Annotated in this window: 22 protein-coding genes and 1 tRNA gene; 8 read left to right on the top strand and 15 right to left on the bottom strand. The window is 48.8% G+C overall.

The window, feature by feature from the left end; all coding sequences use genetic code 11:
- Positions 1-6 precede the first annotated feature (6 nt).
- Positions 7-642, bottom strand: coding sequence for an imidazole glycerol phosphate synthase subunit HisH (gene hisH / locus GN278_12590; GenBank protein ID XAT61515.1), 636 nt, complete (start codon positions 640-642; stop codon positions 7-9).
- A gap of 6 nt (positions 643-648) precedes the next feature.
- Positions 649-1,236 (bottom strand): imidazoleglycerol-phosphate dehydratase HisB, encoded by a 588-nt coding sequence (gene hisB, locus GN278_12585; GenBank protein XAT62657.1) that lies wholly within the window; start codon positions 1,234-1,236, stop codon positions 649-651.
- 140 nt (positions 1,237-1,376) lie between these two features.
- Between hisB and GN278_12580 the strand changes: the two genes are divergently transcribed.
- From GN278_12580 to GN278_12570, 3 genes are all read left to right on the top strand, one after another.
- Complete coding sequence (locus GN278_12580; GenBank protein XAT62656.1) at positions 1,377-1,616, top strand: Lrp/AsnC family transcriptional regulator; 240 nt, start codon at positions 1,377-1,379, stop codon at positions 1,614-1,616.
- 131 nt (positions 1,617-1,747) lie between these two features.
- A complete protein-coding gene (locus GN278_12575) occupies positions 1,748-2,908 on the top strand; it encodes an ABC transporter substrate-binding protein (protein XAT61514.1) in 1,161 nt (386 codons plus the stop codon).
- Between the two features lie 325 nt (positions 2,909-3,233).
- Positions 3,234-3,407: a hypothetical protein gene (locus GN278_12570; protein ID XAT61513.1), complete on the top strand. Its 174-nt coding sequence runs from the start codon at positions 3,234-3,236 to the stop codon at positions 3,405-3,407.
- A 77-nt stretch (positions 3,408-3,484) separates the two neighbouring features.
- Here GN278_12570 and GN278_12565 read toward each other — a convergent pair whose 3' ends face one another.
- The 3 genes from GN278_12565 to GN278_12555 form a co-directional block, all read right to left on the bottom strand.
- Entirely contained in the window at positions 3,485-3,886 is a 402-nt protein-coding gene (locus GN278_12565) for a hypothetical protein (GenBank protein XAT61512.1), read from the bottom strand.
- Between the two features lie 111 nt (positions 3,887-3,997).
- Positions 3,998-4,783 carry a DUF2182 domain-containing protein gene (locus GN278_12560; protein XAT61511.1) on the bottom strand — a complete coding sequence of 262 codons (786 nt, stop codon included), beginning with the start codon at positions 4,781-4,783 and terminating at the stop codon, positions 3,998-4,000.
- Positions 4,784-4,803: 20 nt separating this feature from the next.
- Positions 4,804-5,442 (bottom strand): DUF1326 domain-containing protein, encoded by a 639-nt coding sequence (locus GN278_12555; protein ID XAT61510.1) that lies wholly within the window; start codon positions 5,440-5,442, stop codon positions 4,804-4,806.
- A 166-nt stretch (positions 5,443-5,608) separates the two neighbouring features.
- On the opposite strand from GN278_12555, the gene GN278_12550 reads away from it, so the two are divergent.
- The gene (locus GN278_12550) at positions 5,609-7,201 is read left to right on the top strand and encodes a transcriptional regulator (GenBank protein XAT61509.1); all 1,593 of its coding nucleotides are present in this window, start codon (positions 5,609-5,611) and stop codon (positions 7,199-7,201) included.
- Positions 7,202-7,294: 93 nt separating this feature from the next.
- Here the strand turns inward: GN278_12550 and GN278_12545 are convergent, their stop codons facing one another.
- The 6 genes from GN278_12545 to GN278_12520 form a co-directional block, all read right to left on the bottom strand.
- Positions 7,295-7,936, bottom strand: a complete 642-nt coding sequence (locus GN278_12545; protein XAT61508.1) for a hypothetical protein — start codon at positions 7,934-7,936, stop codon at positions 7,295-7,297.
- Positions 7,937-7,950: 14 nt separating this feature from the next.
- Positions 7,951-8,313: a c-type cytochrome gene (locus GN278_12540; GenBank protein ID XAT61507.1), complete on the bottom strand. Its 363-nt coding sequence runs from the start codon at positions 8,311-8,313 to the stop codon at positions 7,951-7,953.
- Between the two features lie 86 nt (positions 8,314-8,399).
- Complete coding sequence (locus GN278_12535; GenBank protein XAT61506.1) at positions 8,400-9,185, bottom strand: SUMF1/EgtB/PvdO family nonheme iron enzyme; 786 nt, start codon at positions 9,183-9,185, stop codon at positions 8,400-8,402.
- A 24-nt stretch (positions 9,186-9,209) separates the two neighbouring features.
- Entirely contained in the window at positions 9,210-10,394 is a 1,185-nt protein-coding gene (gene nirK / locus GN278_12530; GenBank protein XAT61505.1) for a nitrite reductase, copper-containing, read from the bottom strand.
- 554 nt (positions 10,395-10,948) lie between these two features.
- A complete protein-coding gene (locus tag GN278_12525; protein XAT61504.1) occupies positions 10,949-11,365 on the bottom strand; it encodes an Rrf2 family transcriptional regulator in 417 nt (138 codons plus the stop codon).
- A gap of 242 nt (positions 11,366-11,607) precedes the next feature.
- Positions 11,608-12,414, bottom strand: coding sequence for a sel1 repeat family protein (locus GN278_12520; protein ID XAT61503.1), 807 nt, complete (start codon positions 12,412-12,414; stop codon positions 11,608-11,610).
- Between the two features lie 426 nt (positions 12,415-12,840).
- Between GN278_12520 and GN278_12515 the strand changes: the two genes are divergently transcribed.
- Positions 12,841-13,008, top strand: a complete 168-nt coding sequence (locus tag GN278_12515; GenBank protein XAT61502.1) for a hypothetical protein — start codon at positions 12,841-12,843, stop codon at positions 13,006-13,008.
- A 38-nt stretch (positions 13,009-13,046) separates the two neighbouring features.
- On the top strand, positions 13,047-13,463 hold the full coding sequence (locus GN278_12510; protein ID XAT61501.1) for a hypothetical protein: 417 nt from the start codon (positions 13,047-13,049) through the stop codon (positions 13,461-13,463).
- A 232-nt stretch (positions 13,464-13,695) separates the two neighbouring features.
- Here GN278_12510 and GN278_12505 read toward each other — a convergent pair.
- The 3 genes from GN278_12505 to GN278_12495 form a co-directional block, all read right to left on the bottom strand.
- Positions 13,696-13,770, bottom strand: a tRNA-Gly gene (locus tag GN278_12505).
- Positions 13,771-13,920: 150 nt separating this feature from the next.
- On the bottom strand, positions 13,921-17,358 hold the full coding sequence (locus tag GN278_12500; protein ID XAT61500.1) for a pyruvate carboxylase: 3,438 nt from the start codon (positions 17,356-17,358) through the stop codon (positions 13,921-13,923).
- A gap of 178 nt (positions 17,359-17,536) precedes the next feature.
- Positions 17,537-18,679 (bottom strand): alpha-hydroxy-acid oxidizing protein, encoded by a 1,143-nt coding sequence (locus GN278_12495; GenBank protein XAT61499.1) that lies wholly within the window; start codon positions 18,677-18,679, stop codon positions 17,537-17,539.
- 212 nt (positions 18,680-18,891) lie between these two features.
- On the opposite strand from GN278_12495, the gene GN278_12490 reads away from it, so the two are divergent.
- Entirely contained in the window at positions 18,892-21,234 is a 2,343-nt protein-coding gene (locus tag GN278_12490; GenBank protein ID XAT61498.1) for an AAA family ATPase, read from the top strand.
- A gap of 107 nt (positions 21,235-21,341) precedes the next feature.
- On the opposite strand, the gene GN278_12485 is transcribed toward GN278_12490, so the two are convergent.
- Entirely contained in the window at positions 21,342-21,557 is a 216-nt protein-coding gene (locus GN278_12485; protein ID XAT61497.1) for a DUF1127 domain-containing protein, read from the bottom strand.
- Between the two features lie 401 nt (positions 21,558-21,958).
- Here GN278_12485 and GN278_12480 point away from each other — a divergent pair, with 401 nt between their 5' ends.
- Positions 21,959-23,023, top strand: a complete 1,065-nt coding sequence (locus GN278_12480) for a P-loop NTPase (protein XAT61496.1) — start codon at positions 21,959-21,961, stop codon at positions 23,021-23,023.
- Positions 23,024-23,431: the final 408 nt, after the last annotated feature.

Genomic DNA, 23,431 nt, shown 5'->3' with positions numbered 1-23,431 from the left:
CGGTTCCTAGGGGTGCCAACGCAGGAAATTGGCAATTATTTTTAGACCAGTCGCTGCGCTTTTTTCGGGGTGGAACTGGGTGCCAACCATGGTGCCATGCCCGACAATTGCAGTGATCTCACCGCCATAATCAACATGCGCAAGCCGCTGGTCTGGCGTTGCCATTTCCATCTGGTAGGAATGTACGAAATAGGCGTGATCACCGGTTTTGACCCCGTCAAGCAGTGGGTGAGGGGCCTCAATTACTAGATTATTCCACCCCATATGTGGGATTTTGAAAGTTGCGTCCTTTGGCGCGATGCGCTGGACCGATCCGTGCACCCATCCCAGACCTGGGGTAGTGCGGTACTCCGCGCCGTCCTGCGCCATAAGCTGCATACCGACGCAAATCCCTAAAAAGGGCCGACCGCGCACCACAACCGCTTCGTTCATTGCCGCATAGACATCAGAGGCCAGCAAGGCATCGCGGCAGGCCGGAAAAGCCCCGTCGCCGGGCAAAACAATACGGTCTGCGCGCGCCACCACATCAGGGTCGCTTGTGACAGTCACCGAACCTGTATTGGTTTCTGCGGCGATCCGCTCAAACGCTTTGCGAGCGGAATGCAGATTACCGCTTTCGTAATCGATAATGGCTGTTTGCATGACGGGCTAAAGCGCGCCTTTGGTCGAGGGCAGGGCCCCGTCCAAACGCGCATCGGGTGCAACCGCCATCCGTAAGGCCCGTGCGACGGCTTTAAATGTTGCTTCCGCAATGTGGTGGCTGTTGATCCCGTGAACTTGATCAATATGTAGCGTTATGCCGCCATGGGTACTGAGAGCCTGAAAAAACTCACGCACCAATTCACTGTCAAAACCGCCAATTTTCGCGCTGGGAAAGTCAACATTCCATATCAGATATGGGCGCGCAGACAAATCTAGCGCGCAGGCGATTTGGGCATCATCCATCGGCAAATTGCAGCTGCCGTACCGTGTGATGCCTTTTTTATCGCCCAAAGCCGCAACGAGTGCCTTGCCGATTGCAATGCCGGTATCTTCAACGGTGTGGTGATCATCAATATGTGTGTCGCCTTCTGCGCGAATGGTCATATCAATCAGCGAGTGGCGTGACAGTTGGTCAAGCATATGATCAAAAAAACCGATGCCGGTCTGGTTGTCATAAACGCCGGTTCCATCCAAATTCAGCGTCACACTGATTTTGGTTTCCGAGGTGCTGCGGTCGAGCTGGGCTGTGCGCATCTGTGTCATCCATCGCTGTGTTTCGCCGCCCTTATAGAGCGCCAAACTGCGCTCGCCAAGTCCCCGCGTGCGCAGGCCGCTTGTCAGGCGTGATTTGGCAGGGCATAACAGGCATGATATGGATGAAAGCTGAGGATCTAATGAGCACCTGCGTCTTTATACAATTGCGTTGCAAGCCTGGCACTACATATGAGGTGGCCAATGAAATAGTGTTGCGCGAATTACACTCTGAGCTGTATTCAACCAGCGGAAATTATGATCTGCTGCTAAAGCTTTATGTGGATGAAGATAACGACGTGGGCAAGTTTGTTAATGATAACCTCTTGGATATCCCAGATATTGAACGGTCTTTAACAACCCTGACATTCAAAGCATTTTAATGCCTAGTAGGCCCTTTAACGGTCTTAATGAAGCCTTCAATCGTCCCCTGGGCGATTTGGGGCTTGCACTTGTACAATTCGCCTCTACGATTTCAAAGTTACAAAAATAAAAGTAAATCAGGGAGAGAGACATGAATGTATTAAAATGGGCCGCAACCGGTGCAAGCCTTGCGGCGCTGGCGCTTGCGGTCAATCCGGCTGTGGCGGGAAGCCATGGAGATGGTCTAAAAGTTGGCATGATCACAACATTGTCGGGTGGTGGAGCTGGGCTTGGGATTGATGTGCGTGACGGCTTTATGCTGGCGATTAAACAATCTGGTGCTGACAATATTGAAGTCGTTATTGAGGATGACCAGAGAAAACCTGATATTGCAGTGCAGTTGGCCGATAAAATGATCCAGTCTGAAAAGGTCGATGTGATGACCGGCATCATTTGGTCCAACTTGGCGATGGCTGTTGTGCCTGCGGCCACAGCGCAGGGAAAAATCTATCTTTCTCCCAATGCGGGACCATCGCCGCTGGCGGGGCGCGGGTGCCATCCCAATTACTTTAATGTGGCGTGGCAAAATGACAGCCTTCACAATGGGGGCGGGGCCTATGCAACCTCAGCAGGGTATAAAAATGTATTCATAATGGCGCCGAATTATCCCGCTGGTACGGATGCTTTAAATGGGTTCAAAGCCCTTTTTGAGGGCGATGTGGCGGCCGAGATTTATACCAAGCTTGGACAAACCGATTACGCGGCTGAGATTGCTCAAATTCGTGCCAGTGGCGCAGATGCAGTTTATTTCTTCTTGCCCGGCGGCATGGGAATTTCATTCTTGAAACAATATTCGGGCAGCGGCGTTGATATACCGCTTATCGGGCCGGCGTTTAGTTTTGATCAGGGTATCTTGCAAGCGGTGGGCGCTGCTGCGCTGGGCGTCCGCAACACATCCCAATGGAACAAAGACATCGATACCCCGACAAATCAGGCATTTGTCAGCAGTTTTGAAGCTGAGTATGGCAGATTGCCTTCTCTCTATGCTAGCCAAGGCTTTGACACGGCCAACCTGTTGCTGAGCGCAATGGACAGCGCCAGCATAAGCGATATGGATGCATTCCGTGCGGCGCTAAAAGCGGCCGACTTTACGTCGGTACGGGGTGATTTCAAGTTTGGTTCTAACAATCATCCGATCCATGACGTGTATATCCGCGAAGTGGTTCAGGAAGGCGATATATTCACAAATAAAATCATCGCCAAAGTTCTTGATGATCATGGCGATCCTTATGCCAAAGATTGCCAAATGTAATCGCGTTGGGGATAACGCATTTCTATGAGTAAAAGCTGCGCGGTGAAAGCTGCGCAGCTTTGTTTTCCAAAAGGTCTTTCTTGCTGCGGTTCTCAGCCAATGTCCGCGCGGCTTTGGATTTTTTTGATAAATTGGGATAAAGGGGCTGGGTAGGATGTAAAGGCAGCACTTGACCACAACTTTGGCTGGGTTGGATTGGACGCAGCGCTATGTTGATTAAATAGCGGCTAACCCGACGATGACAAAACGCCACTTGGCTTTTGGCTTTGCAACAGGTTAAATTGAGGTTATCGCCTGATGCAACTCAGTGATCGGTTACATGTAAATGAAGCAGGGTATAATAGCGATTGTTATCATTGCAGGCTTTGCTGCAGGGTTTTATTTTGCCATGCCCTATATCAAAACCAACACCAAACCCAAAAACTGGGAAACGGGGTATCAAACGCCGGTTTCACCCCGTTTGAAAAACACGCTTAACGGTTTGGGCAAAGGCTTCTGATAAACAGTTTTCTCAATTTGTTTAATTGTGGTCTGGTCTGAGGCATAACAGCCTGCTGCGCCTCAGTTGCGCACCGCTTATTGGGACATCGCTTTTCTTAACAGCTCAATATCGAATTGATTGGCATATAACATGGTGCTGTTGATCGCGATCAAACCCGACATCATGGCCACGGATTTGATTTCTTCATCAGTGGCACCTGCCTTTTTGGCAACCGCAGTATGATACAGGATACAGTATTCGCATTTCATGCCGGCTGCCGCTGCAAGGCTGATCAACTGATAGGTTTTCATGTCAAATCCAGTGTTCTTTTGAAACTGGTCTTCATAAGCTAACAGCTCCGTATACTTTCCCTCCATCGCTTCTGGCTCGAGTGGGGTTAGGATGGGATGTTCCGGCTTGTGTGCATCTGCGCCGGCGCCAGTTACAGCACAAACCCCCAAAGCGACTGCTACGCTAAGTATCTGAATGAGTTTCATAAAAATATCTCCATTTTAGTTTAGATGATTGAAAAATTTTCAAGGTTATACCCTTTTTTATTGATGTCTCGACATTCGGAAATCGAAAAACCTCCTTTCCTTTTTTAGATTTTAAATAGCATTACTTATGAGCGGCCAGAGCAGTGAAAGACCCCAGATAAAAAGGCCAGCTCCGGTTATTTTGCCAAGGATATCGCCGCGTGGGGCCAGCTTTTCGACCAAAACATAAAGCGCAAGACCGCCAATCCAGAGCAGGTTCATCACCCCGCCGTAAAACAGCAATGCCATCAAAAACCAACAGCACCCAAGACAGAAGGTTCCGTGTAAAAACCCCATTTTAAGGGCTCCGATCCGTCCGGATTGCCAATACTGGCTGATAAACTGCACTGGTCCGCGGCAATGGCGCAGGCAGGCAGATTTCAAGGGGCTAAACTGATAGGCGCCGGCGGAAATCAAAAGACCTGCAGCCAAAAGATTACTGTTTGTTTGCATCATTGGGTCAAGCAAACGCGCGCTGCTTAGTCCCCATTGCAGTAAAGTAGCCAGCATGGAAAAGCCGCCCCAGACCAAAAGGTAACCTGCCGCAAAGATAGATGTTGGGACTGCGGCAGATCGGGACGTCGCGGCTTTCGTATTGGCAGCTGCAAAAACCAAAATCATCGGCGCAGCGCTCGGCAGCATCATGGCAATCATCATCACCCACCACATGGCAAACATGACCAACATATAACTGATGTTCCAATCGGGGATTTGGGGATGCATGGTCATTGCGCAGTGCTGCATGGGCTGCATATCCATGCCCGCGCCGGCGAGCAGATACAGCCAGGAAACTGCCGCCACTCCTATTAGGGCAAAGGCCACCAGAATTCGATCGTGGCGGATCGCTTCGATAAACATAAAAAGTTCCTTATTTCTGGTTAGCTGGCATGGCGTACGGGGCCCGCATTGCTCAGATGCAACTTGGCCATATGGCCGTGACTGTCTTTCAGGTCGAGCTTGATGGCGCCAAATGATCGGCTGGTGCCTGACCCCATTTCCGCAAGTTCGTATTCAAAGCCTGCAGGCAGATCAATGCGCGCGCGATGCGGCTCGCCTGTCACCACATTGCGGATCGGCTCGCCGTGGCTTTCGATCAGGCCCGGAACATTTAAGCGGGCGGTTCTTTCTTCTACATTGATGGCAAAATCAATCGGTGCAAAATGCGGCTCATGGATCGTTGTGCTCATCGCGGTATAGACAGCAAACATCGTTGCCATCGGTTCGGTGTCCTGACCGGTCATGATTTTAAGTACGGCGTCGCGTTGGACGTCAGTTGCCGTTTCATCGACAATGGCTTCGATGGATCCGCCACCTTCATGAATAGCGCCTGGCCATTGAAAGACCGCGGCCATTTTCACGCCAGCGAGGTCTGTTTTGCCATAATGGCCTTCGGTGATAAGAAATCCGGCAACCGCTTCACAGCTTCCGTAGGTGGGCGGTGCGCTAAACTGGCAGGGGCAACCATAGGCGCAATTGCAGGAAAGATATTCATCAATTTTCGCAGACCACGGTGTCATATCAATACTCCATTTAAATTCACGCCATAGCTGAGAAAAATAAATTGAGATTGACTATGGCGGCGGCTTTGGTGCCTGATTTTTCATACCGTTAAAATTCTACCCAAGCTTGAAAGAAGTGTGAGGATTTTCTGGAGTATTTGTGAATTTTCGTTATTAATGAGCTATGATATACACGTTTGACGGGTTTAATTTAGATATAGAAAGTGGCGTATTACGGTCGGATAAGAGCGAAATTTCAATTGAGCCAAAGGCCTATAAATTGCTTTGCTTTTTGCTTGAAAATCAACACCGTATGCTATCGCGGGATGAAATTATTACCCATATTTGGGAGGGTAGGGCGGTTTCAGACGCAGTGCTTTCAACCGCGGTCAAATCCGTTCGGCGCGCGCTCGGCGACGACGGGCAGAAGCAGCAATTTCTGCGCACGGTGCATGGGCGCGGGTTTCGGTTTGTAGCTGATGTGCAAATTCAGCCGTCAGTAGAGCCATTAGAGCCGCCCAAAGCCGTGCCTCGAGCGGCGCAGAAAATACCATCAAAGGCTGGCAAAAATCTGACAGGTGGCGGCCTTGGGCAGCGACCTTCAGTGGCCGTTTTGCCATTTCGCGCCTTGGGAGCAGAAGACCAGACAGCAATACTGGCAGAAGCTTTGCCGCATGATTTAATACAGGCCTTATCGCGGTTGCGGTGGCTGTTGGTGATTGCGCGTGGGTCGACTTTTCGGTTTCGTGGACCCACATCGGATCTAAGTCAGATCGGCAATGTGCTGGGTGTTCGATATTTGTTGTTTGGCACGGTTGAGTTAAATGGCCAGTCCTTGATCATCACGGTCGAGCTGTCTGATAAGCAAAGTCACGCGGTGATCTGGAGCGACCGCTTTGTTGTTAAACTTGATACTCTGCACGAGTTACGCGAGCAGATTATTTCGCAAGTGGTTTCATCCCTAGAAGTGCATATCCCCCTAAACGAGGCCCAAATTGCCAGCGTTAATCTGTCTGAAAATATGGACGCTTGGTCGCTGTATCATCTTGGATTGCAGCATATGTACCGGTTTACCAAATACGATAATGCAAAGGCCCAAGATTATTTTGAGCAGGCAATAGCCCAAGATACGCGGTTTGCACGCGCCCATGCAGGTTTGTCGTTCACCAGTTTTCAAGAGGCCCTTCTAGGCCATAGTGATGATGTCACAGGAGCTGCTGAAAGAGCCCGTAAATCTGCTGAGCGCAGTCTTGAATTGGACGCAATGGATCCGTTTGCCAATCTGGTGATGGGGCGAACATACTGGCTTGAAGGCAATGTTGAGCAAAGTTTAGACTGGCTCGGCCGCACTATTGCGCTCAATCCAAACACGTCACAAGGACATTATTTAAAAAGTTTGGGTGAAATTTTTCTAGTGCCGTCAAAAACGAGCTTTGAAAATGTTGATATTGCCCTGCGGCTAAGCCCGTTCGATCCACTCGGCTACGCCATGCTGGCGTGCCGAGCGCTGCATTACATTAATGCAAAAGACTATGAAACCGCCGCATTTTGGGGTGAAAAGGGCGCGCAATCGCCTAATGCACATTTTTTGATCACCATGATTGCGGTGATCGCCCACGCGCTCAATGGCAATCATAAAAAAGCACGCTACTGGGCTGCCACCACAAAACATAAACGGCCAGATGCGCGAAAAGAACACTTCCTCAAGGCCTTTCCGTATCGGGATGCTGCGGTGAATGAAATGATGTCAAAAGCCTTGAAGGATTATGGGTTATAATCTGAAATCGCCCGACTTCTAAATTTTGCCTTTACTGATGTAGTATTTAATAGTCCGAAATATATGGAGCGATCACATCCAATTCTGTTGGTGTTATCGAAAGTCAGCGAGTATGGCGTTCGCTAGATCTTGTGGACTTTTAGTTTCTGGATAATACCCCAGAACTTCACCGTTGCTCCCAACCAGATATATAAAGCTGGTGTGATCAATTAGGTAATACTCGTCATCCTTGGTATCTGTGTTGACCTCATAGAAAGCCATAAAGGCTGATGCCAGTGCCTTTATCATGTCTTCTTTGCCGGTCAGACCCACTATACGGCCATCAAAAGAAGTGACATAATCTTTTAGGACATCAGGCGTGTCACGCTTTGGATCAACTGTTATAAAGATCGGGTTGAGCTTTAAACCCTGCTGCTCAAGAATATCAACAGCATCGGTGACATTCGAAAGACCCATTGGGCAGATATCCGGACAAAAAGTGTAGCCAAAAAACACAACTTTGGGACTGCCAGAGAAACTGCCCCAAGTGGTATCTCGCCCCAGATGTGATTGCAAAACAACCTGTTTGAGCTTTTCGGTATCAACACTAATGCCTAAAGAGGATATGTGCTGAGGAGCAAGTGTGGTTCGGTTGGTTGTGAGCCATCCGACAGCAAACCCAAGGGCTGCAATCACAGTCAGGCACAGTATAACGGTCCTTGTATTTATGCGTGTTTGGGGTGCTGGCCACGCCATGAAAAGCACCTTTTCTACAAGGTCTTGAGATAGGCCAACAAGTTGGCCATATCGGCTTCTTTCTTGATGCCAGGAAACGACATTTTCGTACCCTTCATGTACTTCTTCGGATTTTTCAAAAAATTGTTCAGGGTTTCTTCATTCCATACAAAATCTGCTGCTGCCATCGGCTTGGAGTACCTAAATCCCTCCACTGCTCCTGCTTCCCGACCGAAAATGCCAAACAGAGAAGGTCCTAGCTTCTTTTTGCCTTCTTCGATTGAATGACAAGCTTTGCATTTCTTGAAAAATCTTTCCCCTTTTTTGAGATTTTCATCTGCATAAACAGTGGTGCTGATTGCAAGAATTGTGATTGCTGTCATGAGTATTTGTTTCATTTTAAATCCTATGAATGTAAATTGAGTTTCTTGTTCTTTTTTTATCCGGGCGACCTAAAATTATCTGAGCTTTGCGGTTTAACGGCTTAGAGAGAAGGTTCGATATCGCGGACCAGACGAAAACCGATATTCGCTGGCGGAAAACCAATTGAACATCCGCCTGTTGGCACAAAGCGGATCAGTTCGGACTGGTAAGTCATATGCACCCCTGCCAGAACGCGCACGCCCCCGCAATTCTTACTGGTTTCGCCTTTTCCCGCAGCCGTGGAAGTGCGCCAGCAACTATCGGTCCATTCCCATACATTTCCGGCAATATCCGCAATGCCGTTGTCTTCTATGCCAAAATGACCAACCGGACGTGTCTTTCTAACGGTGCGTTTTCCAAAATTCGCGTAGTCGGTTGCCCACGACAAACGAGGATCATCAAAGAGCTTTTCGACCTCCTTATCAAGCACATTAACAGCCAGCTCCCGCCATTCATTTTCCAGCGGCAACCGGTATGTTTTGCCAGTTTTACTTGATATCCAATCAATATAATGTTGCACATCGCGCCAGCTGACTCCAGTGACGGGGTGAGTGTCGTCGACATACTTGCGGCGTTTTGGATGATGCCTGCAGACACCGGTATCGACACATTTCTGCCATTCGGCAAATGTGACCTCATGTTTGGCCACAACAATTTTCTTGCGACCACCGGTGTAATCTGGGATCTCAACCGTAACTTCGTCAATTGAAAGGGCACTCATTGCACTGTCACCAGCGGACGTGAGAGCGTTGCTCGGGGGAACAGGCAGATATGATAAAATCTGGCCTGCCGCGAAAGTGACAACAGCTGTGATGCTGCTGCATGCCATGAATACTAATAATCTCAATCTCTTTACCCCGAGCGAACCAGATTAAACTTTGATCGGTCCGGGCTTATCCAATTGTATCATCAGATCGTCATCCCATTCGCCTTTAACAACAACATGACTTGCTGCTCCTAATTCAACGGCCTCGATCAAATTGTGATTTAGGTAGACGTACACACCGGGCTGTCTAAAGGTGTAAAGTGCCGCACCGGCAGATCCGCCGCGGATAAACCAGGTTTCAAGACCTGTTGCCGGGTCGTCCGCAAATGATCCGGTTTCCCAGACATAATCTCCGTGGCCACCAATTAAATGGGGGCGCGAATCCCGGTTTGATTGAGCATGTATGAAAAGTGCTGTTCGCCCAACCTCTGACTTCAGAGCGCTTTCGCCAGTGATTGCGCCCACCTTGCCGTTGAACACCACATGGGTTGGCGTCAGTGTTCGCATAAGTGGGAGAACATCACCAAAGTTCTCGCCGGGGCTGTCGTAAACTTTCCAGTCTCCATTTTCGTCTTTTGGTATGTAGAAGTCCTGCTCGCCGACGTAGAATATATCATCAAATGGAAGCTGATTGCCGTCTTTATCGGTTAAGCCCTCGCGTGGCAGAACCATAACCGCGCCGTTCATGCCATGAACCACATGATATGGGATCATCTGGCCACCAGGAGCGCAGTGATACACAAAAACACCCGATTTTACTGCTTTCCATCGCAGCGTTGTCTGCTCACCTGGCAGAACATGAGTAAGTCCAGCGCCGCCCAATGCGCCTGTGGATGCATGAAAGTCGATGTTGTGTTCCATAAAATTTTCTTCTGGATTGATCAGTGTCAGTTCGACATAGTCGCCTTCGTGACAGACGATCAGAGGGCCTGGCACTGACCCATCAAAGGTCAAAGCCCAGGTTTCAGCACCGGTATCATCAACCTCCCAGCGTAATTCTTTTATTGTCATTGTAACTTCAACAACCTTTGGGCCACCCAGGTCGATCTGATCAAATTTCGGTGCCTGTGGCGGCGCTACTAGTTCCTGCTTAACGCGCGGAAGTGCCGCAATTTCTGCTTCGCTAAGTTGCGCGTTGATTAGCTTTGCCTCTCCGGACGCAAATGTACTTCCTGCGACAGCTTGATTGCCTGCCGTTGCAAAAGCGCCAAATGCAGCCGCTGAAGATGCTAGGGTGCCGGCCTTTAGAAAATCACGACGGTCTAATCCCTTTTCTATTCCTTTTGACATAATTGAGTTCTCCGATTCCTTGGCTATAAAATGGATATATATCACATATTTTTTAAAAAGATATAAATAAAATATATGTAATGGGCAGCCTTGAGCTTTATGTCAACTTTGGCTCGATGACAGGAGCGAAGATGGGTCAGGTTTTAGGTGCTATCAAGTTGCTATGAGGCGAGGCTCTTAGGGATAAGGGACGTCTGTGCCGGCCAGCGGATATTGGCATATTTGGCTGGCGGTGGTTTTCTTTGCGAAGCTTTTCTTGCCTGACTAAGCATATCAAATTTTCGCTTCCCCATCTTGAGATCTTCCGAACATTGGTCAGCTCAGCCATGTCGATGCTCCATGGATTCTATGTGCTTTGCATGGTCTCAAGCCAGTGGGCGAGAGCAACTTTTAGCGGCTCGGGCGTTAATTTTATTTCACTTTATAGGATTTTTATAAAGTAAACTGCTTTACGGCTGAGCTTTGTGTGTTGTTTCGATCGCTGAAATCTTGATTTCCGATGCCAAGTACATGATCCGCTCTAACTCAATCCGATCGGCAAAAAAATGTTTCATTTAAGGTGCAAAAGCATACTCTTGAAGGATAATATCCTCCAATGTATATTTGCCTAAGGTTTCCATAAACGCGGTCATCGCTTCATTTAATGGAGACTTTAGTCGGCACATCGGCGACAGTTTACAGGTGTTTCCAGCCCGCATGCATTCAACCAGACTGAAATCTGCCTCGGTTTCTCTAAGCACGGCTGCAAGATTGATATCTTCAGGAGGCCGAGCCAAACGCAAGCCGCCCGATCTGCCCCGAATTGATTCAAGATATCCAGACCTGGTTAGTGCATTCACGACTTTCATCAAATGGCCACGTGAGACAGAGTAGAATTCGTTCATTTCATCTATCGTTACCAATTTGTCTTGTTTGGTCGCCGTGAACAATAGAACCCTGAATGATAGATCAGAAAAACCTGTCAGCCGCATTACTTGTTCTCACCTTCTTTCGTGAAACCATACATTTTTTGCATCGGGTTTTAGAATTACACTATACTTAGCAAAAAGATATACCTAAAATAAGTTTATTAAGCTGGTTTTTTTGGCTTTAAACAAAGATATATTTCGCCAAGATTTTCTGGCCAGCTACAACGGCTTTGGCCGTTTCTACCTCGCTTACGTAAGGGAACCAGAAATAAGATTCATTTGGTAAAATATGGCGCAATTTCAATTCACTCCCCACAGTTTTTGTAATCGCTACTCATACATTTCCTAGCCATGGCTTTGGCTTTAAAGATATCTTCTGAGCTCATCTTTTTAGCGACTTCATTTCTATTTTTGCCGCCCAAGTCATTCCCATTAGCAGCGCTTAGATTGTACCACATATGAGCTGTCACGTTGTCTTGTAGAACGCCTACGCCATTCTCGTACATCACCCCAAGGGCGTATTGGGCTATAGCATACCTCTGTTCAGCAGCTTGCCTGTACCACTGAACGGCTTGCTTATAGTCTTGAGTGATGCCTTCGCCTTTTTCATAGATCACACCCAGTGCGTATTGGGCTAAAGCATACCCTTGATCAGCGGATCGCCTGTACCAGTTAACAGCCTCTTTGGAGTTTTGAGTAATGCCTTCACCCAAATCGTACATCACACCCAAAGCGTACTGGGCTAAAGCATAATCTTGTGCAGCAGCTTGCCTGTACCATTTAATAGCTTCCTTGGAATCTTGCGAAACACCTTCGCCTATTTCGTATATAATACCCAGATTGTATTGCGCCAAAGCATACCCTTGTTCGGCAGCTAGGCTGTACCATTTAATGGCTTCCTTAGAGTCTTTAGCGACACCTTCACCCAAATCATACATCACACCCAGAGCGTATTGGGCAATCATGTTGCCTTGCTCGGCTAAAGGCCGCCACTCGTTCATGGCGGTGACATAATCACCTGACCTATAAGCATCAACGCCCCTATTAAAATCCTGTGCTGAGATAGGAACAGCAAAGGCTAGAAACACTGCAGTTATGAAAATGTTACGCATAAAGAATACTCTGATTTACAAGTTACTAAGTTTAAAACTAGGCAATCAGCTGAAACACATCAAGTTTCGAAATCTATATTCCCAGCTTTGGCTAAGCCCTTGGTGGTGACAATAGTAGCCTCGAAGGAGGACGGTATTACGACCTTCACTATTCTCTAAAGCTTATATGGCGATTTTTGGAGCGGGCGATGAAGTTCGAACTCACGACATTTACCTTGGCAATTCTCTTGTTAATCATATCTGACATTTAGTCAAATATGTATCAGGTACATGTTTAACCAATAAAACAAAGGGTTATATGCGGTTTTAGGAAACCTTTTAACCCTTGATGACATCTACCATATTCATATTTGACTATAGCTCAGGAAACATCAGGAAACCGGACAAAATTACCCGATTTACCTGATGCGCAAATGAGAAAGGTAAATGTGCCTGCAAGCTGTTATGAATCATGAACCTGGTGAGCTGGTTGATAAGTTGCACGACAGCCGCCAGAAGTTTTATGAGGGGCTGTCACACTTTAAGACATTCGGCAAAGGCTGGACGCGCCGCAATCAAGAGATGCGTGAGCAGGCGAAGGGGCTTATTGGGTAGTTGTGTTATAATCGCGGTTCGTTATTGTTAGGCTAACAGTGGATAAGGTCGAAACGGCGATGGTCAGTGAATTGGACGGAACGGCTTCAGTAAGTGTTCTATATATTGCGAGAGATGCCGCTGCAGTTGCTGCATTAACCGAGTTTTTTGAAGGTCATATGGAATTTATGAAGGCTAAACGTGAAACAGATGGCCCTCGAAAACTGCTGCACTATTCCATTTCTAGCAGTCCCGAGTGGGAGGGGGAGGGAATTGCTGAAATCGTTGATGGCAAAAGGCCACGGCCGACTGGCAGAACAATTTTTCACCTCTTTGAAATTTATGAAACTGAAGAGGGCCTTAATCATCATTGGAAGGAAGCCAGTCATTTTCTGCCGATTTTAGAGAGCTTGCTTGAGTTATATGACATAGAAATTAGAAATTATACGCATATGAAGGTAATGCAGAGCCTGTAGTTGAGTTGCAAAGGCTGGACGCGCCGCAATCAAGAAACGCGTGAGCAGGCGCATAATATGCTTAAAAAGTGAATTTTCATTCATATCAACAGCTTAGAAATTTCTCAGGAAACATTTCAGGAAACATTTTGATTTTTGCGACTCGGCTCAGGAAACATTGAGGAAACATTTAGTTTGATGCACCAATGCATTAGGAAGCGTTTCTGCAAGTTATTGATATTTACAGAAAATTTGGAGCGGGCGATGAGATTCGAACTCACGACATTTACCTTGGCAAGGTAACGCTCTACCCCTGAGCTACGCCCGCGTCCTTGGGTGAGCGAGAGATATAAACAACCGGCGCAACCTGCAAGAGGAAAAACGCCGAATTGCTATTTTTTTCAATGCCTCGCCTACAGAAGGAATTGCCCAAGATGAACAAAGCGTCGGATTGGGCATTGAATTCGTTGATTTTGGCTTATTCCAACTCGATCAAAAGGTCCTTGGCATCGATTTGCCCGCCAGACTGCGCATGCACCGATTTGATCGTTGCGCTGCGCTCGGCGTGAATGCCGGTTTCCATTTTCATCGCTTCTATGGTGAGCAGCAGATCGCCCTCGTTGACTTTTTGGCCAACAGAAACCGCAACCGAAGCGACCACTCCGGGCATCGGGGCACCAATATGATTTGGATTACCCAATTCGGCTTTTGGCCGCGCGGCGGTTTGGGATTTGATCAAACGATCGGGAACGCGGATGACGCGCGGCTGACCATTGAGTTCAAAGAAAACTTTGACCTCGCCGTTTTCATCGGTTTTCCCAATAGCCTGCAGGCGAATCTCAAGAATTTTTCCGGGATCAATTTCGGCTGTGATTTCCTCGCCCGGTTGCATGCCGTAAAAGAAGGTCTTTGTGGGCAGAGCGCGCACCGGGCCATAGGTGCGGTGGCGCCCCATATAGTCCAAAAAGACCTTAGGATACATCAGATAGCTGTTCAAATCTTCACTATCGACAATCTTGCCCTCAAGCTCTTTTTCTAGATCCGCCTTAGTTTGCGCAAGATCAATGGGCGGCAAATGCGCCCCTGGCCGTTCGACAGAGGGCTGTTCACCCTTTAGAACTTTGTCGATGATTTTTGCCGGAAATCCACCCGGAGGCTGACCTAGGTTTCCGCGCATCATGTCTACAACGCTATCGGGAAAGGCCACATCGGTGTCGGGGGATTCGACCTGATCGCGGCTTAACCCTTGTGATACCATCATTAGAGCCATGTCTCCGACCACTTTTGACGAGGGTGTTACTTTGACAATATCGCCGAACATCTGGTTGACATCGGCATAGGTCCGCGCCACCTCGGGCCATTTATCCTCAAGCCCCAGTGACCTTGCTTGGGCTTTTAAATTGGTAAACTGACCGCCCGGCATTTCATGCAGATAGACCTCGGATGCAGGGGCTGCTAATCCGCTTTCAAAAGCCACATATTGTGCGCGCACCTGCTCCCAATAATCGCTCATTTCGCGCAGGGATGCGATATTTAAACCTGTGTCGCGGTCAGTGTTGCGCAGCGCCTCAACCACAGATCCCAAGCAGGGTTGCGAGGTGCCGCCGGAAAAAGCGTCCATCGCCACATCAACCGCATCAACCCCCGCGTCGCTTGCCGCCAAGATAGTCGCGCCGGCAAGACCTGATGTGTCATGCGTGTGGAAGTGGACGGGAAGGCCCACTTCTTCTTTCAAAGCTTTTACCAAAACCCGAGCAGCCGCTGGTTTGAGCAGGCCTGCCATATCTTTTAACCCAAGAACATGTGCGCCTGCAGCTTTAAGCTCTTGGGCCATGGTAACATAGTATTGCAGATCATATTTTGACCGAGCAGGGTTCAGGATATCGCCAGTGTAGCAAATGCTTGCCTCGCATATCTTTCCGGACTCAATGACCGCGTCCATCGCAATGCGCATATTTTCAACCCAGTTGAGGCTGTCAAAGACGCGGAACACATCAATGCCCTTTGCCGCCTCGGCTACAAAGCTTTGCACCACATTGTCAGGATAGTTTGTATAGCCAACCCCGTTGCTGGCACGCAGCAGCATCTGGGTCATCAGGTTGGGCATATGGGTTCGTATATCGCGCAAGCGTTGCCATGGGCACTCTTGTAAAAACCGATAGGCAACATCAAATGTCGCACCGCCCCAGCATTCGACGCTGAATAAATCCGGCAAATTGGCCGCATAGGCTGGCGCTGCATTGATCATGTCAATCGACCGCATCCGCGTGGCAAGAAGGGACTGATGCCCATCGCGCATTGTGGTGTCGGTGATCAGCAATTTCTTTTGCTCAAGCATCCAGTCTGCTACGCCTTGAGCGCCTTTGGCTTCAAGCAACTGACGCACACCGTCAGGAACATCTGGTGATTGCTGAGGGGGCACTGACGCTTTAAGGTCAGCATCTGGCGCTGGCCGGCCGGTGGTTTCGGGATGCTTATTGACCGAAATATCCGCAATATAGGTAAGAACTTTGGTGCCGCGATCCCGGCGTTTTTTAAATTTAAACAGGTCGCTTGTATCGTCGATAAATTTGGTGGTGTACTGATTGCTTAGAAAAGTCGGATGTTTCAGCAGGTTTTCGACAAAGGCAATATTGGTACTGACCCCGCGGATACGAAACTCACGCAGGGCGCGGTCCATACGGGCGATGGCTTTTTCGGGGGTGGGGGCCCAAGCGGTGACTTTTACCAACAGCGAGTCGTAATAGCGGGTGATCACACCGCCTGAATAGGCTGTGCCGCCATCCAATCTTATGCCCATGCCGGTGGCGCTGCGGTAAGCCGTGATGCGGCCGTAATCTGGGATAAAATTATTTTGAGGATCTTCAGTGGTGATACGGGTTTGCAGCGCATGGCCGTTCAGCTTGATTTCACTCTGGGCCGCTTTGCCGGTTGCCTCGGCCAAGGGTTTGCCTTCTGCGATTAGAATTTGCGACTGAACAATATCAATTCCAGTGACTTCTTCAGTTACCGTATGCTCCACCTGCACTCGCGGGTTCACTTCAATGAAGTAAAATTCCTCACTGTCCAAATCCATCAGGAATTCAACAGTGCCGGCACATTCATAATTGACATGAGCGCAGATTTTGCGGCCCAGTTCACAAAGCTCGGCGCGTTGTGCCTCGCTTAGATAAGGGGCAGGCGCACGTTCGACAACTTTTTGGTTACGCCGCTGAACCGAGCAGTCGCGCTCCCATAAATGATAGATATCACCGTGTTTATCGCCCAATATCTGAACCTCGACATGGCGGGCACGGGTGATCATCTTTTCAAGATAGCCTTCCCCATTGCCAAAAGCGGCTTCTGCCTCGCGGCGCCCTTCAAGAACTTTTTCTTTAAGCTCATCCGGTCCAAGGATTGGCCGCATCCCGCGGCCACCACCGCCCCAAGACGCCTTTAGCATCAGCGGGTATCCAACATCCGCGGCCTGTTTTCGGATGAGGTCCATATCATCGCCAAGCACATCGGTGGCCGGGATCACAGGGACCCCCGCTGCTATTGCAACCTGTCGGGCAGAAGCTTTATCACCAAGTGCCCGCATGGTTTCGGCTTTGGGGCCGATAAAAGTGATATCATGGGCTGCGCAGGCTTCTACAAAATCTGGATTTTCGGACAAAAGCCCATAGCCAGGGTGGATGGCATCGGCGCCGCATTCCCGCGCCACGCGGATAATTTCATCAATCGACAGATAGGCGGCCACTGGACCCATGCCTTTGCCAATGCGGTAAGCTTCATCTGCTTTGAACCGATGCAGGCTGAGCTTGTCTTCTTCAGCAAAGACCGCGACGGTTTTCTTTCCCATTTCATTTGCGGCACGCATGACGCGAATGGCAATTTCTCCACGGTTGGCAATCAGAATTTTCTGAAATTCGGGCATCCTTTAGTCCTTTTTAGCTTGATTTTCGCTGCACTAGGTCAGATGCCCTAGCCCCGCTGGGATGCTGCATTGCAGAAATTAAGGTGTCAATGTGAATTGTAACAAAATTAGTGCTCAAAATGTTAAAAAAATGAACATTTAGAACAGTTCTGGAATCAATGTGCGGAACAGGGCCGATTTAAGTAATTTTTGAACACAGGCAACGAGCGCAATCGTCAAGATCAACCAGACCAAGTTGGCCCATATTTGCAATCAGGTCTTTTTGAAGAATGGAGGTCAGGTGTGCGGGGCCTTGGCGCCCTAAAGCGCCTAGCGCGAAGTGCCATGCTGACCCAAGCATGACAAAATCTGCCCCCAAAGCAAGCGCTCGTAATATGTCCATTCCGCGCTCGACACCGCTGTCGAAAATGATCGGCAATTTAGTTGCACGGCGAATGTCCGGCAGCACTTCCAAACTGGTCAGAGCACCATCAAATTGGCGGCCCGCATGGTTTGACACCCAAAGAGCATCAACGCCGCTGGCCTCAAGGCGCTGTACATCTTTGTGGTTCATGATCCCTTTGAGAACCAATGGCCCCTGCCAATGATCACGAAGCCAGTTCACATATTCCATATCCGGGGAGGTGCGCAGCTGATAGCCGATATGTTCGGTGATCGGCAGCCCGCGACTTGCATCGCCATATTGGCTGACAAAAGGCATTTCTGGCCGCCCATGAAGGGCAGTTGCCATGGCCCAAGCCGGGCGACGGGCAATTTGCGCCAGTAACCTTGCCGTCAAAACCGGCGGATGCGTGATGCCGCCTCTGGCTTGACGCTCGCGTCGGCTGGCTTCTGGCAAGTCGACGGTCAAAACCAAAGTTTCAAAACCTGCTTGTTTCACGCGGCGGAGCATATCACGGCGAATGTCTGGATCGCGCGGCGGATAAAGTTGAAACCACCCATTGCCCTTGGCTTTTGGTCCAACCTGCTCGGGCGTCTGGCAGGCCACTGTTGATAGGCAATAGGGTATGTTGGCCTCATGAGCATTTTTTGCCAGTAAACTTTCGGCGTTGGGCCAAACCAGCCCGGACATCCCAACAGGCGCCACCCCAAAAGGTAGATCATAGGTCTTGCCCAACAGGGTTTTGCGTGTATCTGACTCAATTGGGCCATGCAGGATTGAAGGCATCATTTTGATGTCTTCAAAGATCGTCCTATTGCGTTTGTGCGTAACCTCAGCGCCGGTTCCACTGTCCAGATATTCCCAAACGAAATGCGGAAGGCGCCGACGTGCCTTGGGTTTTAAAAATTCAACAGCCGGATATCTGTACTCGAGTGTCATGTGAACATTTGCCCCAGTTCATTGATATTTGTCCAGAGCTTTAGACAGTTAGCAGGGCAGGAACTTTTATCTGACCATCAGCTTTAAATCACCAACAGCAACAGCTGAATTCACCGCAATCGTCTTTTTTTAGCGAGGCAACAGGATAAAAAAATTAGAACATATGCTGAACATCTCTTTTCATTCATTATTCTCCGCGCTAGTTTGCCCTCATGAGCAGTTTTGATGAAATGGACGCATTTGAAGGCGCATCCCTGTCGGCGCGTGCGATGGCTGCGCGCCCTCAACCCTATCTGGATCAGCTAAATCCAGCCCAACGTGAGGCGGTCGAAACCTTAGAGGGTCCCGTTCTAATGCTGGCCGGCGCAGGAACTGGAAAAACCAAGGCGCTGACGTGCCGCGTTGTCCACCTGCTTAATACCGGCAAGGCGCGGCCCAATGAAATCCTATCCGTAACCTTTACCAACAAAGCCGCGCGCGAGATGAAAACGAGGGTTGGGGATTTGTTGGGGCAGGCGGTTGAGGGTCTGCCTTGGATGGGAACCTTTCATTCGATTTGTGTCAAACTGTTGCGCCGCCATGCAGAACTGGTTGGTCTGAAAAGCAATTTCACAATTTTGGACACAGATGATCAATTACGGCTATTAAAACAGCTGGTTTCTGCGGCAAACATTGATGAAAAGCGCTGGCCGGCGCGGCAGCTTGCTGGAATTATTGATAATTGGAAAAACCGTGCCTGGATGCCAGAGAAAGTGCCAAGCGCAGAAGCCGGTGCTTATAACAATCGTGGCACTGAAATTTATGCACAGTATCAAAACCGCCTTCGGGACCTGAATGCTGTAGATTTTGGCGATCTGCTTTTGTTGATGGTCACTATTTTTCAAAACCACTCGGATGTTCTTGCGCAATATCAGCGCTGGTTCAAATATATTCTGGTTGACGAATACCAAGACACCAATGTGGCGCAGTACATGTGGCTAAGACTGCTTGCTGGCGGGCATAAAAATATCTGCTGCGTTGGGGATGATGACCAGTCCATCTATGGCTGGCGCGGTGCAGAGGTTGGTAATATCCTGCGTTTTGAAAAGGACTTTCCCGGCGCAAAAGTTGTCCGACTTGAGCAAAACTATCGCTCGACACCGCATATCCTGGCCGCTGCAAGCGGGGTCATATCCGGCAATCAAGGCCGGCTTGGCAAAGAGCTTTGGACAGATTTACCAGACGGCGAAAAGGTGCGCCTGATCGGGCATTGGGATGGCGAAGAAGAAGCCCGCTGGATTGGCGAAGAGGTTGAAGCAACCCAGCGGGGCACCCGCGGATTAAAGGGTTTCGGGCTTGATGACATGGCTATTTTGGTGCGTGCAAGCCACCAGATGCGGGCTTTTGAAGATCGCTTTTTAACCATCGGCCTGCCTTATCGGGTGATCGGTGGGCCGCGGTTTTACGAGCGTATGGAAATTCGGGATGCGATGGCTTATTTCCGGGTGGTCACCAGCCCAGAAGATGATCTTGCTTTTGAGCGCATCGTCAATACCCCCAAACGGGGTTTGGGGGATAAAGCCCAGCAAAAAATGCAAATCATGGCGCGCAGCAATGGGGTTCCATTAATTGAAGGCGCGCGGCTGCTGCTTGAAAGTCAGCAGATCAGCGGAAAGGGTGCAAAAGAGCTTTCACAGCTTTTGGATGGCATTGCGCGCTGGGCCCGGCTTACTGGTGATGCCGCTATGAACCATGTTGAGCTGGCGGAAGTTATTCTTGATGAATCCGGTTACACGGAAATGTGGCAAGCCAATAAAACCCCCGAAGCACCGGGCCGTCTTGAAAACCTAAAGGAACTGGTCAAAGCGCTTGAGGAATTTGAAAATATTCAAGGATTTTTAGAGCACGTGAGCCTTGTGATGGACAATGACAGTGAAGAGGGCGGCGAAAAAGTGTCAATCATGACATTGCATGCGGCCAAAGGGCTTGAATTTCCAGTTGTATTTTTGCCGGGCTGGGAAGATGGGCTTTTCCCGTCGCAGCGCAGTATGGATGAAAGCGGTCTTAAAGGTCTCGAAGAAGAGCGCCGGCTTGCCTATGTTGGCATCACCCGCTCTGAGCAAATCTGCACCATATCTTTTGCAGGCAACCGGCGGGTGTTTGGCCAGTGGCAATCGTCAATGCCATCAAGGTTTATTGATGAATTGCCCGAGCAACATATAGAGGTTTTGACGCCTCCGGGGCTTTATGGTGGCGGATATGGTGCAACCGGAATGCAGTCAGACATAGAAAAAACTGCAGCCGAGACCAGTGGATATAATTCGCCCGGATGGAAACGGTTGCAGTCCCGCACATCACAGCGGCCGATTGGCCAGCCTAAAGAGCAAAACCAGATCACGATAAACGCAACTGCAATTTCAGTGCACACAGAGGGCGACCGTGTTTTTCACCAAAAATTCGGCTATGGAACAGTGATCGGTATTGAAGGCGATAAGCTTGAGATCAGCTTTGAAAAGGCAGGTATAAAGAAAGTTGTGTCTCGGTTTGTAACGGGCGCCGATGACATCCCCTTTTAGAGCTTTTGCAGACCCCATAATAAATTAGCAGCGGGAAGGGGGAGGATCCTTCACCGCTGCTATTTTCGTCCAGCCCAGGGAGGAGGAAGGGGCCTTTCGAATCTCGTTTAACCTTTTTGTGCTGCTTCCAATGCAACCGAACGGATCATTGAGCGGCTCAGACCGAGATCTGCAAGTTCGTGGTTGCTAAGGCGGGACAGTTCGCGAATGGTCGAGCGATAGGCCCGACGGCGATCCATATAGTCTGATGCAGCTGACATAAGAGCTGCAGATCTTGCGACTAGACCCGAAGACAATGCGTTGGAATGTGATGCATAAGCCATTTTAATTTTCCTTTTCTAAGAGAGCATTTGTCGCTCTCTCTGATAACACTAAGATATGCTTTTTCTGCAGATGCACAATAATCATGTTTGCAATGCCGCTATGCAGCAATTGCATGGGCATCCCGATAATTGAAGGAAATAGCTCCATGGTTCTTTGCGATTTTTTTCTGGCTAGCTTATTGAGAAAAGGTGTAATTTTTTGCCAGACTATTTGAAATGACTTAAAGCTTGGTCTTTAAAATAATACTATTAAAGTCTAAATGTCTCATAGGGTATCGAATTGGGCAGAACCCGACTGATAAAATATGGTTTAAGGCTTTATCAGCATTGCCAACTTTTGAATTGCAAATGCAGAGCAAATCTCTCATTTCAAGGCGGGTTAATTTGGGAAGGAAGTGGCAATGCGCGACAGAATTATGAATACGCTTAATCAGATTAACCTTCCCGACGGCGGCACACTCGTTTCCCGTGATATGATACGCGCTCTGCAAACTGAAAACGGCCATGTGCAATTTGTTATTGAAGTACCAAACAATGAACTTGCCAAAGCTATTGAGCCTTTGCAGCCCCAAATTCAGTCCGCATTGACCAATTTGGATGGGGTTGAAAGAGTGTCAATTGTATTGACGGCTCACACATCCGCCCAACCCGCAAAAGCGCCGCCCTCTTTGAAGGTAGGGGGGCATCCAAAGCCCCAGTCTGGCCCGATGAAGCCGCCTGGTGTCGACCGGATCATTGCGATTGCATCTGGCAAAGGAGGGGTTGGAAAATCCACTGTCTCTTCCAATTTAGCTGTAGCACTAGCCGCCGAAGGCCGACGTGTTGGGCTTTTGGACGCAGATATTTACGGTCCTTCGCAGCCACGGATGATGGGTATAAACAAACGTCCAGCGAGCCCTGATGGAAAAACAATTCTTCCGCTGCACGCCCATGGCGTTACGTTGATGTCGATTGGATTTATGCTTGAAGAAAACAAGGCTGTTGTTTGGCGCGGTCCTATGCTCATGGGAGCTCTGCAGCAGATGATATCACAGGTTGCCTGGGGTGAGCTTGATATTTTATTGGTGGATCTTCCACCCGGCACTGGGGATGTGCAATTGACCCTATGTCAAAAAACTCAGCTTACAGGCGCAATTGTTGTGTCTACGCCGCAGGATGTAGCCTTGCTGGATGCCCGCAAGGCGATGGATATGTTCAACACTTTAAATACACCGATTTTGGGTTTGGTGGAAAATATGTCGGTCTTTCAATGTCCTCATTGTGGTGAAACTAGCGATATATTCGGTCATGGTGGTGTTGAGACCGAAGCAAAAGATCGGGGCCTGCCGTTTCTTGGAGCTTTACCGCTAGACCTTGCCACACGGCTTGCCGGCGATGATGGCCGCCCGGTGGCCCTAGGTGAAGGGGCTGTTGCCAAAGCCTATGCGCAGCTTGCAAAGGGCCTTATCCAAGGCGGTATGGCCTAATCAACCTAAGGTGTTTTAACCAAAATAAAGCCTGTTGTTTGCCGGCAGAGCCTGGTTCGTTTGGGTCAAGGCATTGCTTTGGGAAATCGTGGGTGAATGCGTAAAAATACCGATTCGTCTAAAGAAATTATCAAGATTATTCTCTAAAAGCTGCGAAGTATTTAAGAAACTCACTAATCTATACAAAAATCAATTTGGACTTTGGGAAAACCTCGCTGCTTGAGAAATCTATATATTGATAAATTATTTAATATATATCTATATGTTGTATCAATATTCCACTCTCTATCAGATCGAGATTATCTTTCTAAGGCATTTCCCAAAAAATACCATGAAATCCCAAATTATTCTTGCATCATGAGGTGTCTCGTGGCATCAATACCCATGATGAGGACGGGAATTTTGAAA

This window comes from Rhodobacteraceae bacterium Araon29, assembly GCA_039640505.1.
Lineage (GTDB): Bacteria > Pseudomonadota > Alphaproteobacteria > Rhodobacterales > Rhodobacteraceae > CABZJG01.
Note: the sequence above shows the minus strand (reverse complement) of the source record. Positions and strands in the feature narration are given on the sequence as shown.

Coding starts and splice junctions, on each gene's coding strand:
- GN278_12575 (XAT61514.1), top strand. CDS start 1,748: ATGAATGTATTAAAATGGGCCGCAACCGGTGCAAGCCTTGCGGCGCTG.
- GN278_12555 (XAT61510.1), bottom strand. CDS start 5,442: ATGACACCGTGGTCTGCGAAAATTGATGAATATCTTTCCTGCAATTGC.
- hisH (XAT61515.1), bottom strand. CDS start 642: ATGCAAACAGCCATTATCGATTACGAAAGCGGTAATCTGCATTCCGCT.
- GN278_12570 (XAT61513.1), top strand. CDS start 3,234: ATGAAGCAGGGTATAATAGCGATTGTTATCATTGCAGGCTTTGCTGCA.
- GN278_12545 (XAT61508.1), bottom strand. CDS start 7,936: ATGGCGTGGCCAGCACCCCAAACACGCATAAATACAAGGACCGTTATA.
- GN278_12550 (XAT61509.1), top strand. CDS start 5,609: ATGATATACACGTTTGACGGGTTTAATTTAGATATAGAAAGTGGCGTA.
- nirK (XAT61505.1), bottom strand. CDS start 10,394: ATGTCAAAAGGAATAGAAAAGGGATTAGACCGTCGTGATTTTCTAAAG.
- GN278_12525 (XAT61504.1), bottom strand. CDS start 11,365: ATGCGGCTGACAGGTTTTTCTGATCTATCATTCAGGGTTCTATTGTTC.
- hisB (XAT62657.1), bottom strand. CDS start 1,236: ATGCGCACAGCCCAGCTCGACCGCAGCACCTCGGAAACCAAAATCAGT.
- GN278_12560 (XAT61511.1), bottom strand. CDS start 4,783: ATGTTTATCGAAGCGATCCGCCACGATCGAATTCTGGTGGCCTTTGCC.
- GN278_12565 (XAT61512.1), bottom strand. CDS start 3,886: ATGAAACTCATTCAGATACTTAGCGTAGCAGTCGCTTTGGGGGTTTGT.
- GN278_12540 (XAT61507.1), bottom strand. CDS start 8,313: ATGAAACAAATACTCATGACAGCAATCACAATTCTTGCAATCAGCACC.
- GN278_12580 (XAT62656.1), top strand. CDS start 1,377: ATGAGCACCTGCGTCTTTATACAATTGCGTTGCAAGCCTGGCACTACA.
- GN278_12515 (XAT61502.1), top strand. CDS start 12,841: ATGTGCCTGCAAGCTGTTATGAATCATGAACCTGGTGAGCTGGTTGAT.
- GN278_12485 (XAT61497.1), bottom strand. CDS start 21,557: ATGGCTTATGCATCACATTCCAACGCATTGTCTTCGGGTCTAGTCGCA.
- GN278_12495 (XAT61499.1), bottom strand. CDS start 18,679: ATGACACTCGAGTACAGATATCCGGCTGTTGAATTTTTAAAACCCAAG.
- GN278_12520 (XAT61503.1), bottom strand. CDS start 12,414: ATGCGTAACATTTTCATAACTGCAGTGTTTCTAGCCTTTGCTGTTCCT.
- GN278_12490 (XAT61498.1), top strand. CDS start 18,892: ATGAGCAGTTTTGATGAAATGGACGCATTTGAAGGCGCATCCCTGTCG.
- GN278_12480 (XAT61496.1), top strand. CDS start 21,959: ATGCGCGACAGAATTATGAATACGCTTAATCAGATTAACCTTCCCGAC.
- GN278_12500 (XAT61500.1), bottom strand. CDS start 17,358: ATGCCCGAATTTCAGAAAATTCTGATTGCCAACCGTGGAGAAATTGCC.